Below are 13,420 nucleotides of genomic sequence, written 5' to 3'. Positions count from 1 at the left end.
GTCACACTCCGGCGAGGTGGGGCTCTGGTGCGGGTTCCATGACGGGCAGGTCGATCCGGTCGTGCAGGCGCTGGGCGAGGTGCAGGGCGTCCTCGCCGCTCTCGGCGATGTGCGTGGTGACCTTGGAGCCGCGGATCTCGGCGACCGGGACACCGACGTAGGTGCCGGGTTTGAGGTTCTGGCGGCGCTGCACGGCCTCCAGGTCGACGAAGCCGCCGACGACGGCGACCCACGGTTTCTCGGTCAGCCGTACGGTGTCGATGCCGGCCGCGTGGAAGACGCCGTGCGCGAGGTCGGCGCAGTCGTCGGAGTCGTAACCGAGCACCACGGAGCGCTGGTTGAAGACGATCGCCGCCATCTGGTCGCCCTCGCGGCTGATGGTCGTGCCGCGGGAGAAGGGGGCCCGGTTGTAGCGGCAGACGATCTCGATGCCGTGCCGCAGGGCGAGCTGCACGGCCCTGCGGTGCAGCACCTTCGCCCCGTACAGGGACATCAGGGCGGCCATGTTGAAGGAGACCTTCGGCAGCAGCCGTGCGCCCCGCACCAGGTGCGGGTCGGAGGTGTAGATGCCGTCGACGTCGGAGTGGATCTCGCAGGCGGTGCCGCCGAGGGCGCGGGCGACGGCGATCGCCGACAGGTCGGAGCTGTTCTTGCCGAGCCAGGTGGGCCGCCCCTGCGCGTCGATGGCCTGTCCGCCGGGGACGACGACGACCTCGTACTCGGCCAGGGTCCTGTCGAGCGGTCCCGGGTCGGTCTCGATGACCCGGGCCCACAGGAAGGACGAGTTGGTGATCAGGCCGATCTGGTGGCCGGCCAGGACGGTCGCGGTGCGGCCCCTGCGGTGCAGGGCGGTGGCGAGCAGGTGGGCGCTGATCAGGTCGGCGGTGGCGAGCATGCCGGCCGGGGTGGCGTCCTCGGGGTGGGCGTTGACCTCGTGCAGCCGGCCCCGCAGCTGTTCGGTCTCCCCCTGCATGGCGCTGACCACGACGGCCAGCCGGCGGCCCTCGCGCTCCAGCCGGGCTTCGAGGCCGGCCGCGAGCTTGTCGTAGGCGGCATGGGTACGGAAGGTGGAGCCGCCGAACTTCAGAATGGCAGCGTCGGTCACAGCAACCCCCGGTCGAGAACGGTCTCGGCGATCTGTACGGCGTTCAGGGCGGCCCCGATGCGCAGGTTGTCGGCGACCAGCCAGAGCCAGAAGCCGCGCGGGTTGTGCGGGGCGACCCGGACCCGGCCGACGTGGACGTGGTCCGGTTCGCCCGCGGTCAGCGGGGTCGGGAAGCGGCCCGGGGTGTCCCGGTCGTGGACGGTGACCTCGGGCAGGGCGGCCAGCCGGTCGATCAGCTCGGCGCGGTCGACGGGGGCCGCGGCCTCCACCCACGCCGCCTCGGAGTGCGAGTTGACGACCGGGACGCGGACGCAGGTGGTGGTGACGTCGAGGTGCGGCAGGCCGAGGATCTTGCGGGACTCCTGGAGCATCTTCTGCTCCTCCATGGTGAACCCGGTGTCCAGGAGCCGGTCGATGAACGGCACGACGTTGAAGGCGAGCGGGGCGGTGAAGCGTTCCGCGGGCAGTTCGGCGTCGGGGTCGTGCAGGGCGAGTTCGGTGCCCTCCTGGAGTTCCTCGATGCCGTGCTGGCCCTGGCCGGAGGCCGCCTGGTAGGTGCTGACGACCACCTGCCGTATCCCCCACCGCTGCTCGACCGTCTGGAGGAGCCGCACCAGCGGGATGGTCGAGCAGTTGGGGTTGGCGATGATGCCGCTCGCCGGGCGGCCGGTGAGGACGTCCGCGTTGACCTGCGGGACGACCAGCGGGGTGTCCGGGTCCATGCGGAAGGCGTTGGTGTTGTCGATGACCAGTGCGCCCTGGGCGGCGGCCGGCCGGGCCCACTTCTGGCTGACGGACGTACCGGCGGAGAAGAACGCGATGTCGACGTCCGAGAAGTCGAAGCCGTCCAGGTCCTCCACGGTGCAGGAGAGGCCGTCGACCTCCATCTGCCGCCCCGCCGAACGTGCGGACGCGGCGAGCCGTATGCCGCTGTGGCGCAGGCCCCGGGTCTCGATCAGCTCGATGAGGGTGTGGCCGACCGCTCCGGTCGCGCCGACGAGGGCGATGGTCGGCGCCTTGGTGTCGCTGACGAAGGTCATCGGGGTTCTCCGATCCGGGTGAGCGCGGGTGCCGCCGCCTTGTCCCCGTGCGTACGGCGGCCTCCCGACGGCAGCAGCCGCCAGCCGAGGTTCACGCCGAGGCCCGCCAGGACGATCAGCGGGACGCCCAGGGCCTGAAGGAGCGTGATGTGGTGCCCGTACACGGTGAAGTCGGCGAGGATGGCGACCGCCGGGTAGACGAAGGACAGGACCGCGATCTTCGCGGTGGGCAGCTTCTGGTACGAGGCGTACAGCAGGATGTACATCAGGCAGGTGTGGATGACGCCGAGTCCGACCAGCCAGGCCCAGTCGGCGCCGAGCCCCGCGGTCTTGCCGAGAGCCGTGAACGGCAGGAGCAGCGGAATGCCGACCAGCACCTGGGTGAGGGCGGTGAGTTCGGGCCGTACGGACTTCAGGTGCTTGGCGATGACCGTGGCGAAGGCGTACAGCAGCGCGGCGAGCAGTGCCTGGCCGACGCCGAGGAAGTAGGCGTCGCCCTTCCTGCCGTCGGCGGAGGTGAGGTCGGCGACCAGGAGCACGCCGAGGAAGGCGAGGACGATCCAGCCGGCCTGGTGGCGGTTGAGCTTCTCCTTGAAGAGGACCAGCCCGAGGATCACGACGTAGAACGGCTGGGTGTGGTAGACGACCGTGGCCACCGAGATCGACGTCCTGGTGTAACTGCTGAACAGCAGCACCCAGTTGAAGACGATGCACACACCGCCGAGGACCGCGAGGGCGAAGGTGCGGCGGGTGAAGTTGTGGTTCCTGAACAGGCCGCGGGCCAGGCAGTACGCGGCGAGGGCGACGGCGCCGAAGACGCAGCGGAAGAAGACCACGTTGAAGCTGGGCTGGCCGGACTCGACGACGAAGACGCCGAGGGTGCCCGACAGGACCATGGCCGCGGTGAGTTCGACGGCTCCTCTGGTCTGCTGCTGACGGCTGGGGGTGCTCACAGTCGGTACCTCTTCTCCGGGTGGATCCGCGTCTCAGCGCAGGGGCACGGCGTAGTGCAGACCACCTCTGGTCCACAGCTCGTTGGGGCCGCGCGGCACATCGAGGCCCGAGGCGCGGCCGAGGTTGCGTTCGTACAGGTCGGCGTAGCTGCCCACGGCGTCGAGGACACGGGCCGCCCACCGCTCGTCGAGGCCGGCGGCGGGTCCGTGCCGTCCGGCCTGGCGGGCGACGGCCTCGCGGGCGGCCTTGCCGGTGCGGTGGCTCTCGTACTCGGCGGCGAACAGGAGTTGCAGCACCCAGCGGCAGATCCGGAACCAGCCGGGGTCGTCGTCCCGCACCACGGCGGCCATGGGCTCGCGGGAGATCTCGGCGGGCAGGATCCGGTGTGCCTCGGGGTCGGGGAGGGTTCGTCGCGCCCCCGCCAGGGCCACCTTGTCGAGCACGTACGCGGCGCACTCGCCGGAGGCGTAGGCGCGCAGCGCGTCGGCGGGCCGGTCGAAGGGGACGGGCTCCACGGCGAGACCCCGCGGCCGGTACCAGGCGGCCAGGTTGGCCGGCGAGGTGGAACCGGCGTGCACGGCGAGCCGCCGACCCGCCAGCTGGACGGGGTCCTCCAACCCGGATTCCGCGGGCACGAGGAACCCCTCGCCGTCGTAACAGGTGACCCCGGCGAAGAGGAGCCCGTGCGCGGCCTCGCGCCCCATGGTCCAGCTGACGTTGCAGACCGTCAGATCGGCTCGCCCCGCGGCCAGTTGGCTGAGCCGGGCGGCGGATCCGGCCGGACGCCACTCGACGGCCTCCGGGTCGCCCAGCACGGCGGCGGCGACCGCACGGGCGATGTCCGCGTCCAGCCCGGTCCAACGCCCGTCGGCGCCGCACAGCGAGAGCCCGGGCTGCCCCTGGGACACCAGGGCCCGCACGGCACCGCGGGCACGCACGGCGGCCAGCGTGCCGACAAGGGCGGTACGGGCGCTCATGCCCCGCTCCGCGGCAGCGAACCGACCAAGTCCCCGCCGTCACAAGCCGCCCCCACCGACGACCGGCCGACCGTCGACCCGACCGCGCACACCGCACCGGCACAGCACACGGGCGGACCGGACCGGGCACGGGTGCCCAGCGGCCACCGGCCGTTCGCCGGGGCGGCCGGGGCGGCGGCTGTGGTGCGGGGGGTCATGCCGCGCTCCGCAGGAGGGAGCCGACCAGGTCCTCGCGGTCGTAACGGCGTTCGTTGTAGGCGAGCATCGTGGTCAGGCGGTCGGCCGTGAGGGGTGAGGTGCATGCGGTGTCCGTGTCGCGGATCGTGACCGGCATGCCGCCCGCCTTCGACCAGCTGAGCATGCCCTGTTCGTCGATGACGGCTCGGGCGGCGCCCGCGTTGTCGCGGTGCAGGCAGTACGGCACGTCGAGGACGCCACGGGCGAAGGCGGTGACCAGGGCGGAGCCGACGCTGCGGCCCAGTTCGAGGGTGGCGCCGATCAGGGTGCGGGCCTCGGTGAGGAGGCCGGTGTCGGTGGGCGGGGGGCACTTGGTGACCGCGCAGTCGGCGGCGGCCTGGCGGGCGACGGCGTCCGCGAACTCCAGGGCCTCGGCGTTCTCCTCGATCGCGGGGATACGGCGGGCCTCGGCGGGCGTCTTGACGATGAGCCGCTCGGTGCCGCTGTGCACCGCAAGGCGGACGCTGTCCTCGACGAGGCGGTAGGAGCCGATGGGGGTGCGCGGGAAGACACCCATGTAGGTGTAGAGGGTGACGTGCCAGTCGGCGCCGGGGAGGTGCTCCCCGGCGAGGCGGCGCAGGGCGGCCAGGGCTTCCAGGTCCTGGCCCAGGTGCACCTGTTGGGCGTAGCTGAGGGAGATCGAGCGCAGCCCGTGCTCGTGGAAGAACATCGCCTCCAGGACGCTGAGCGCCACCAGCAGGGAGGGCGGGCAGAGCTGGCCGAGCATGCAGCCGCCGAAGGTCTCCAGGTGCATGGGCTCGGGGGCCGCCGCGGCGAGCTCGCTGCAGCGGGCCCAGTTGTCGGTCGCCTCGGGGAGGGGGACACGGCCGTAGGGCAGGCAGTACGACACCGGGCCGCCCTCGGTGGCGTCGACGCCCGCGGCGACCATCGTGCGGAACAGGTCGAGCGGCAGCGGCGAACCGTGTCGTACCTGGACCGGGAAGTCCGCACCGGAGACCTCGCGCAGCAGGTCGCGCACGGTTCCCGCGCCGTGGGCCTGCAGCGGGAAGCCGTTGAGCTCGGCTCCCTCGCGCAGGGCGCGGCGAGCGGAGGCGTAGTCGCCGACCCGGGTGTAGCTGTCGAGCGTGATGGTGCCGACCGTGGTGGCCCGGCAGTCCCGCACCGCGCTCAACCCGGCCCGCATCCGGGCGAGTTCACCGAAACCCATGCGCGGCTGCACGACCAGCCGCCCGGCCGCGGCCGCCGTCCGGACGAAGTCGGCGAAGCGGGGCATCAGCGCGGCGCCCCGGCGACGAGAGGCTCGCCTGCGGCCGCTGTCTGGGCCAGCCCCGCGAGGAAGTCGCCGAAGGCGGCCAGGGTGCGCCCCGCCGGCTGGTCCGACTCGTTGAACACGGCGTCGAAGCCCGCGTCGAGCAGCCGCCGCCCCTCCTCGGCGTCCGCGCCCCGCACGCCCAGCTTGCCCCCGATGACCACCGGCAGGGCGGTCAGTTCGGGATCGCGGCGCAGGGCACGGATCAGGCGCAGACCGTCGAGGTGGCCGTGGCCGTTGACGGTGCTCAGCACCAGGAGGTCGGGGCGGTCGGCACCGCGGCAGGCGTCCATGACGGTCCCGTCCGGCGGGCACACGCCGAGATTGGTCACCTCGTGCCCGGCCTCCTCCAGCAGCAGCTGAAGATAGACCAGATTCCACATGTGCGCGTCGGAAGAAACGCTGGAAACGACAATACGGAGAGACATACCCATCACTCTTGGATTCGCCCGGGCGAAAGTACAGAAGCCGCCCAACGGAGTTCCCGGACCGGAGATCAGGAATTTCCATACGTCAGGTGTCCGGGGTGTCCACGGCGCCGAGCAGGCCCAGCCGGGCGGCGGCCGCGCCCAGCTGGAAGCGGGTCACCACGCCGAGTTTCGCGCACATTCCGGCCAGATAGCGGCGCAGTGTGCGGGTGGAGACGCCGAGGCTGCGGGAAATGAATTCGTCGGACCTGCCGCATTCCAGTTGACGTAGGATCGCGACTTCCATGGCGCAGATGTCGCAGGTTTCGCCGAACATGTCGGCCTCCGAGCGTCTAAAGAGCGAAGTGCCGCTCCAGGAAATCCGTGGCGACTCCCCCGCGGCGGAACTCCGGGTGGCCGAGTATCTCCTGGTGCATGGGGATCGTGGTGTGGACCCCGGGGCCCGACACCTCGAACTCCGACAGGGCGCGCAGGGCGCGGTCCAGGCAGGTGGCGCGGTCCGGGCCCCAGACGATGAGCTTGCCGATCATCGAGTCGTAGTAGGGGCTGACCCGGGATCCGGGCACGTAGTCGGTGTCGACGCGGACCCAGGGGCCGCCCGGGGTGCGGTAGTTCTCCAGCAGGCCGGGTGTGGGCGCGAAGCCGCGGTCGGGGTCCTCGGCGTTGATACGGCACTCGATGGCGTGGCCGCGGACCTCGACGTCCTCCTGCTTGACGGTGAGCGGGGAGCCGGAGGCGACGCGCAGCTGTTCGCTGATCAGGTCGACGCCGGTGACGAGTTCGGTGACCGGGTGCTCGACCTGGATCCGGGCGTTCATCTCCATGAACCAGAAGGCGTTCTGCGCCTCCGGGTCCGCCTCCAGCAGGAACTCGACCGTTCCCGCGCCCCGGTAGCCGACGGCGCGCGCCCCGGCGACGGCCGCCGCGCCGAGCCTGGCCCGCAGCTCGGGCGGGATGCCGGGGCCGGGCGACTCCTCGACCAGTTTCTGGTGGCGGCGCTGCACGGAGCAGTCGCGTTCGCCGAGGTGGACGGCGCCGTCGAAGTCGTCGCACAGCACCTGGATCTCGATGTGCCGGGTGTCGGTGAGGTAGCGCTCGATGTAGACGGCGCTGTTCTTGAACACCGCCAGGGCGCCGGCCCTTGTCCTCGTGTAGGCGTCGCGCAGGTCCCGCGGCCGGCGTACGACGGTGATGCCGCGCCCGCCGCCGCCCGCCGCGGCCTTGATGATCACCGGATAGCCGATCTCCCGCGCGATCTCCTCGGCCGCCTCCACCGAGTCGACGGGCTCGGTGGTGCCGGGCAGCAGCGGGAGACCCGCGGCCGTCATGAGCTTGCGGGCCGTGGCCTTGTCGCCGACGTTCTCCATCACGTCCGGCGGCGGGCCGATGAAGGTGATGCCGTCGTCCGCGCAGATCTCGGCGAAGTACGGGTCCTCGGAGAGGAATCCGTAGCCGGGGTGGATGGCCTCGGCGCCGGTCTTCACGGCGGCGCCGATGATGTTGGGGATGTTGAGGTAGCTGCGGGTGGGGGCGCCGGGGCCGATGTGCACGGCCTCGTCGGCGGCCTTCACGAACTGCGCGTCGGCGTCCGGGGTCGAGTACACGGCGACCGTGCGGACCCCGAGGTCGCGGCAGGTCCGGATGATCCTGAGCGCGATCTCGCCGCGGTTGGCGATGAGCACCTTGTCGAACATGTCGTCGTCCGCCTCGTCTCAGCCGGCCGGGACGAGGTCGATGAGCGGCTGTGCGTACTCGACGACGTCCCCGTCCTGTACGTGGATGGCGTGCACGGTGCCCTTGACCTCGGCGGTGATGGAGTTGAGCAGCTTCATCGCCTCGATGATGGCGAGCTGCTGCCCGGCCTCCACGGTGTCGCCGACCTTGACGAAGGGCTCCGCGCCCGGGGAGGAGGCCTGGTAGAACGTGCCCACGAGGGGCGCGGTGACCCGTACCAGGTCGGCGGGGGCGGTCTCCGGCTCCGGAGCGGCGGCCGCCGCCACGGGGGCCGCCTGCACGGCCGGGGCGGCCGGAGCCGTCGGCACCGGCGCGTTCTCCCACTCCACGTCCACGCTGAGGGATCCGGCCCGCAGCGTGATCCGCCTCAGTGTGCCGGGGAGTTCACCGGCGAGGCGCAGGGTGTGGGCCCGTAGTTCCTCCACCGTCATGTCGGTGCTGTCCTCGGCTTTGGTGGTGGTCACCTCAGTGCTCATCGTGCGTCTCCCAGTCCACTACGGGCTGCAGTTGGGGGTCCCCGAAGCGGTCGTACCGCCTCCGTCGTGCGTCGACGAGCTGCTCGCCGGAGAGGTCGAGCAGCGGGGCGAGGGTCCGCGCGAGGGCGCTCTTGACCGTCAGCGCGGTGGTGTGCGGTGCGGTGTGGGCTCCGTCGGGCGGCTCGGGCACGATGCCGTCGACGACGCCCAGGCGCAGCAGTTCGGAGGCGGTCAGGCGCAGGGCGTCGGCCGCGCGGTCCGCGTGCTCGGCCGTGCCGAAGAGGATCGTGGAGCAGCCCTCGGGGCTGATGACCGAGTAGTAGGCGTTCTCCAGGATGAGCACGGAGTTGGCGACACCGAGGGCGAGCGCACCGCCGCTGCCGCCCTCGCCGGTGACGACGGAGACGACCGGGACGCGCAGCCGGGACAGTTCGAGGATGCACTCGGCGATGGCCACGCTCTGGCCGCGTTCCTCGGCACCGATGCCCGGGAAGGCTCCCGGGGTGTCGATGAACGCGATCACCGGCAGCCCGAACCGGTCCGCGAACCGCATCAGCCTCAGTGCCTTGCGGTAGCCCTCGGGGTTCGGCATGCCGAAGTTGCTGCGTACCAGCTCGGCCGTGTCGTGGCCCTTCTGGTGCCCGAGGACGACGACGCTCTGCCCGCCGAACCGGGCGATGCCGCCGACCAGCGCCTCGTCGTCCCCGAAGGCACGGTCGCCGTGCAGGGCGACGAAGTCGTCGAAGACGTACCCGATGTACTCCAGGGTGGTGGGCCGCTGGATGTCGCGGGCGAGGGCGACGGTCTCCCGGGTGGTGCGGGTGGTCGGAACCGGGTGGGTGAGCACCGGGTCCCCGGATTCTTCGGGGAGTTCGGGCACGGACGGGCCCAGCAGCATCAGCAGTCGCGCCAGCTGCTCGCGCTGGCTCTCCCGTGGTACGACGGCGTCGATCATGCCGTGTTCGAGGAGGAACTCGGCGCTCTGGAAGCCGGCCGGCAGCTCCTGGCGGATGGTGTTGCGGATGACCTGGGGCCCGGCGAAGCCGAGGAGGCTGCCGGGCTCGGCGAGGACGACGTCGCCGAGCATCGCGAAGGAGGCGCTGACCCCGCCGAAGGTCGGGTCGGTGTTGAGGTTGATCACCGGTACCCGGGCCTCGCGCAGGGCGGCGATCCACTGGGAGGTCTTGGCCATCTGCATCAGCGACAGCGCGCCCTCCTGCATCCGCGCACCGCCGGAGGCGGCGACCAGGAGCAGCGGCAGGCGTTCGGCGAGGGCGGTGCGGGCCGCGGCGGCGACGGTCTCGCCGACGACGGTGCCCATGCTGCCGCCCATGAAGGTGAAGTCGAGTACGGCGACGACCAGGTGACGGCCGCGCACGCTCATCCGCCCGGCGAGCACCGCGTCCTGCCGCCCGGTCCGGGACTGGGCGTCCCGCAGCCGGTCGGGGTACGGCTTGCTGTCGCGGAAGCCGAGCAGGTCGCGCGGCGCGTAGCTGTCGGGGAACGCCTCGAAGCTGCCGGCGTCGGCGAGCTGGGCGATCCGCACGTCGGGTGGGATGCGGAAGTGGAACTGGCACTCGGGGCACACCTTGCGGTTGCGGTCGAGTCGTTTGCCGTAGATGTACGCGCCGCAGGACGCGCACCGGCGCCACTGGACGTCCTGTCCGGCCCGGATGGGCCCTGGTGTGGTCGTCACGTTGTGCTCCGCTCTTGTCGACTGCCGCTGCCGCGCTCCCGTGGCACCGGCACGGCCCGCTGGGGCCGGCTGTCGGTGGCCGCGGCGATGCCGAACGGCGGCATGTTGCGGTAGACGGTGTGCGTGCGCGCCGGGTCGACGACATACGCCTCGTGGTAGATGCCGACCGCGCCGTTGTCGGCGACGGTGCGGTTGAAGCGGCCCCAGGCGGGCCGGTGGGCGGCGTCCGTGTCGTGCGCGTACGCCATCAGCTCGTCCATGGAGCGCCAGTACTGGATCACCACGACCGTGCGGCCGATCCAGGTGCGGGCGCCCAGGAAGCCGTACTCCTTCTGCTTGTGGAGCTCGACCAGCATCGGGACCATCGCCGTGAAGGACGGCAGCCAGCGGTGCACCTTCCAGAAGCTGTTGATCCGCATGCCGATGAGGAACACCACGGTTCCCTCGGGCGGGTCCGCCACCTGGGGCACTAGCTCGACCTTGGCTGCCACGGAAGCTCCCATCGGAGTCTCAGAAGGGGTACGTGCGCGGGGGCGTGCTGGTGGTGAGGGTGCGCCAGCGGGTGAAGGCCTCGAGGCTCGCCCGCCCGCCGAAGCCGGAGCCGTTGCCGGAGGCGCCGATACCGCCGAAGGGAAGGCCGGCGTCCTGGACGACGGTCTGGTCGCCGATGTGGGTGACACCGCACCGGAGTTGACGGCCGATGGCCTCTCCACGTGCCGTGTCGCCGGTGTAGACGGCGGCCGTCAGGCCGTGGTCGCTGGTGTTGGCGAGGCGGACGGCCGCCGCGTCGTCCGCGAAGGCGGTGACCGTGGCGACCGGTCCGAAGACCTCCGTGTGGAAGACGTCCATCTGCTCGGTGACGTCGGCGAGGACGGTCGGCGGGTAGTACGGCGGCTGCGGACGCCCCCCGGTGACCAGCCGGGCGCCCTGGGCGACGGCCTGCTCGACGGCGTTCGCGACGGTCGTGAGCTGACGCCGGTCGATGACGGGGCCGATCTGGGCGTCGGAGCGGTAGGGATCGCCGATGCGCAGGGCGGCCGCGTGTCGGGCAAGAGCCTGCGTGTACTGCTCGACGACGGACCGGTGCACCAGGTGACGGCGGGCGGACATGCAGATCTGCCCCTGGTGCAGGAAGGAGCCCCAGGCCCCGGCGGCCGCGGCCTGCTCCACGTCGACGTCGTCGAGCACCACGAAGGCGTTCTGGCCGCCGAGTTCGAGCACGACCCGCTTCAGCAGCCGCCCGCACTGCGCCCCGATCTCGCGGCCCACCTCGGTCGACCCGGTGAACGACACCATGGCCACGTCGGGTGCCTGCACCAGCGCCGAGCCTGCCTCCGCGTCGCCGTGCACGACTTCCAGCACGTGCGGTGGCAGCCCCGCGTCGGCGAACGCCTCGGCGAAGAGGCGGCCGCCGCTGAGCGGGGTGTGCGGGTCGGGCTTGAGGAGCACGGTGTTGCCGAGGGCGAGCGCGGGGCCCAGGGAGCGGGCCGCGAGCAGCAGCGGGAAGTTCCAGGGCACGATCACGCCGACCACGCCCAGCGGGACGCGGGTCACCTCAGCCGCGCGGTCGGGGTCGTCGGCGGGCGGGTGCGGCAGCCCGGGATGCCGGGCCAGCCGCGCCCCGTGCCGCAACTCCTGTGCGGCCTGGTGCACTTCGAAGAACGCCTTGCCGGGGATCGCGCCGCCCTCCCGCACCAGCAGCTCCTGTGCCTGCTGGGCGCGCTGCACCAGCAGGTCGGCGGCGCGTTCGACGATCGCGGCGCGATCCTCGGCGGGCGTGGCCGCCCAGGCGGGGGCCGCGGCGCCGGCCCGGCGGGCGGCGGCGGTGACGCGGTCGGGGGTGGACAGCTCGACGGCGCCGAGCGGTTCACCGGTGGTGATCTCCCGGCTGACCAGCCGGGTCTCGGACGCGGTGAGGGCGGTCACCTGGGCACCTCGGTTTCGGCTTTGTCGTGGGTGCGTACGGGGCAGCGGGCGCAGTCCTCGTCGAAAGCGGCCGGTGTGCCGTCCCGGTCGAGGGCGCGCCGCAGCCGGCGCAGACAGCGGGTGCGGATCGGTCCGACCGAGCTCACCGGCATGGACAGCGCGGCGGCGATCTCCTGGTACGAGGCCGGCGGGTCCTGAAGGGCCCGCAGCAGGAGTTCGCGGCACTGGTCGGAGAGGCTGTCGAGGGCGCGCAGCACCTCCTGGCCGCGGTCGGCGCGCAGGGTGATCTGCTCCGGGCTCTCGTGGTGGTCGAGCAGATGCTCCAGCGAGGCGCTGTCGCCGACCATGACCAGACGCCGGTCGCGGGTGGCCGCCTTGATGGCCTCGCGGCGGGCGACCGTGGCGAGCCAGTCGCCGAGCCGGTCGGGGTCACGGATGCGGTCGGCGTTCTGCATCAGCCGGAACCAGGTCAGCTGGCGCACGTCCTCGGCGTCGACCCGGCTCACCCGGTGGCTGCGGGCCACCGACCAGACCAGCCGGCCGTAGCGGCCCACGGTCTCGTCCCAGGCCTCCGCCTCGCCACGGGCACAGCCCGCGAGCAGCTCCGCGTTCCCCTTCGCCGGCATCGCTCGTCCTCCGTCTGCGACCGCCCGCACGGCAGCGGGCTCCGGCTTCCATGCAACACACCGCGCGTTACGGCCGGAAACGGATGACGGCGTCAGGTAGCGGTCAGACCAGGAGTGGACAGCGTGGAGTGGGCAGTTGCTCATCGGGGGCCGCCCGCGGGGGCCCTGGGCAACAGCTCGGCCATGGCCGAACGCAGCCGTACGGGGATCGGCCCCGGCTCGTCCTCGCTGCCGCGGATGGCGATGCCGAGCGCGAAGCGGTCCCACACCTGGAGCACCTGGATCTGCCACAACGGCCGCTCCTCCTGCGGGATCTCGTCGTCGACGACGGCCAGCCCACCGCCCCTGAGCCGGTGTACGGAGAAGGCGTCGAAGCCGCGGGCCATGCCCATGCCGGTGGCCTTGGTGTACGCCTCCTTGGCCACCCAGGAGTCCGCGAAGGCGTGCCCCTGCTGGTCCTCCCGGTCGCGGCGCAGCACCTCCTGTTCCAGCGGGGTGAAGACCTTCGGCGCGAATTGGAGGGCCTCGGGGCGGGCCGGGGTGTTCTCGGCGTCGACACCCGCGGTACGCCCGCGTACCACGATGGCGGCGATCAGCCCGTTGGTGTGGGTGATGTTGAAGTCGAGCCCCCAGTCGGCACCTTGGACGGTCGGGCGCCCGAACCGGCCCTTGTCGAACCGCCACTCCCCCGGCGCCACGTCGGCGTACTGCGACAGCACCTGGCGGGAGAGCAGCCGGGCGCCGAGGAAACGGGTGCGGGCGGCGGGGAAGAGCAGCCGGTCGTGCCGGGCCCGCTCCTCCTCGGTGAGCAGTTCGAGGCCGCCGGTGGCCTCGGCGAACCGTTCCACGTCCTCCTCGGCGAGAAGCCAGACGTCGGCGCCTTCGGCCAGCGGGTCGCCGGCGGGCTCGCGCTCCCGCGACGTGTCGGGGGCCTCGGTCGTACGCATCTTC

At 72.2% G+C, this 13,420-nt stretch carries 14 protein-coding genes; all 14 read right to left on the bottom strand.

What is annotated here, in order from left to right; translation table 11 throughout:
* Position 1 precedes the first annotated feature (1 nt).
* On the bottom strand, positions 2 to 1,105 hold the full coding sequence (locus ABT254_RS09455) for an amino acid kinase family protein (protein WP_351466044.1): 1,104 nt from the start codon (positions 1,103 to 1,105) through the stop codon (positions 2 to 4).
* The gene (locus ABT254_RS09450; protein ID WP_351466041.1) at positions 1,102 to 2,145 is read right to left on the bottom strand and encodes an aspartate-semialdehyde dehydrogenase; all 1,044 of its coding nucleotides are present in this window, start codon (positions 2,143 to 2,145) and stop codon (positions 1,102 to 1,104) included. The genes ABT254_RS09455 and ABT254_RS09450 overlap by 4 nt, the downstream gene beginning before the upstream one ends.
* Positions 2,142 to 3,041, bottom strand: a complete 900-nt coding sequence (locus ABT254_RS09445; protein WP_351466888.1) for a DMT family transporter — start codon at positions 3,039 to 3,041, stop codon at positions 2,142 to 2,144. The genes ABT254_RS09450 and ABT254_RS09445 overlap by 4 nt, the downstream gene beginning before the upstream one ends.
* Positions 3,042 to 3,131: 90 nt before the next feature.
* Positions 3,132 to 4,076, bottom strand: a complete 945-nt coding sequence (locus ABT254_RS09440) for a transporter substrate-binding domain-containing protein (protein ID WP_351466039.1) — start codon at positions 4,074 to 4,076, stop codon at positions 3,132 to 3,134.
* A 193-nt stretch (positions 4,077 to 4,269) separates the two neighbouring features.
* Complete coding sequence (locus tag ABT254_RS09435; RefSeq protein WP_351466036.1) at positions 4,270 to 5,547, bottom strand: methylaspartate mutase; 1,278 nt, start codon at positions 5,545 to 5,547, stop codon at positions 4,270 to 4,272.
* Complete coding sequence (locus ABT254_RS09430; protein ID WP_351466033.1) at positions 5,547 to 6,011, bottom strand: cobalamin B12-binding domain-containing protein; 465 nt, start codon at positions 6,009 to 6,011, stop codon at positions 5,547 to 5,549. Before ABT254_RS09430 ends, ABT254_RS09435 begins: the two co-directional genes overlap by 1 nt.
* An 85-nt stretch (positions 6,012 to 6,096) precedes the next feature.
* A complete protein-coding gene (locus tag ABT254_RS09425) occupies positions 6,097 to 6,327 on the bottom strand; it encodes a helix-turn-helix transcriptional regulator (protein ID WP_351466032.1) in 231 nt (76 codons plus the stop codon).
* A 16-nt stretch (positions 6,328 to 6,343) separates the two neighbouring features.
* Positions 6,344 to 7,705 (bottom strand): acetyl-CoA carboxylase biotin carboxylase subunit, encoded by a 1,362-nt coding sequence (gene accC / locus ABT254_RS09420; protein WP_351466029.1) that lies wholly within the window; start codon positions 7,703 to 7,705, stop codon positions 6,344 to 6,346.
* Positions 7,706 to 7,723: 18 nt separating this feature from the next.
* Positions 7,724 to 8,221, bottom strand: a complete 498-nt coding sequence (gene accB, locus ABT254_RS09415) for an acetyl-CoA carboxylase biotin carboxyl carrier protein (RefSeq protein ID WP_351466026.1) — start codon at positions 8,219 to 8,221, stop codon at positions 7,724 to 7,726.
* Complete coding sequence (locus ABT254_RS09410) at positions 8,211 to 9,917, bottom strand: acetyl-CoA carboxylase carboxyltransferase subunit alpha (RefSeq protein WP_351466023.1); 1,707 nt, start codon at positions 9,915 to 9,917, stop codon at positions 8,211 to 8,213. Before ABT254_RS09410 ends, accB begins: the two co-directional genes overlap by 11 nt.
* Positions 9,914 to 10,408, bottom strand: coding sequence for a DUF4188 domain-containing protein (locus ABT254_RS09405; protein WP_351466020.1), 495 nt, complete (start codon positions 10,406 to 10,408; stop codon positions 9,914 to 9,916). The genes ABT254_RS09410 and ABT254_RS09405 overlap by 4 nt, the downstream gene beginning before the upstream one ends.
* A 19-nt stretch (positions 10,409 to 10,427) precedes the next feature.
* A complete protein-coding gene (locus ABT254_RS09400; RefSeq protein ID WP_351466017.1) occupies positions 10,428 to 11,843 on the bottom strand; it encodes an aldehyde dehydrogenase family protein in 1,416 nt (471 codons plus the stop codon).
* Positions 11,840 to 12,469, bottom strand: a complete 630-nt coding sequence (locus ABT254_RS09395; RefSeq protein ID WP_351466014.1) for an RNA polymerase sigma factor — start codon at positions 12,467 to 12,469, stop codon at positions 11,840 to 11,842. The genes ABT254_RS09400 and ABT254_RS09395 overlap by 4 nt, the downstream gene beginning before the upstream one ends.
* A gap of 140 nt (positions 12,470 to 12,609) precedes the next feature.
* Entirely contained in the window at positions 12,610 to 13,416 is an 807-nt protein-coding gene (locus ABT254_RS09390) for a 4'-phosphopantetheinyl transferase family protein (RefSeq protein WP_351466011.1), read from the bottom strand.
* Positions 13,417 to 13,420 lie beyond the last annotated feature (4 nt).

Origin of the sequence: Streptomyces sp. NPDC001137 (genome assembly GCF_040298885.1) — a bacterium.
Classification (GTDB): Bacteria; Actinomycetota; Actinomycetes; order Streptomycetales; family Streptomycetaceae; genus Streptomyces.
This window is presented reverse-complemented; position numbering and strand designations above follow the sequence as displayed.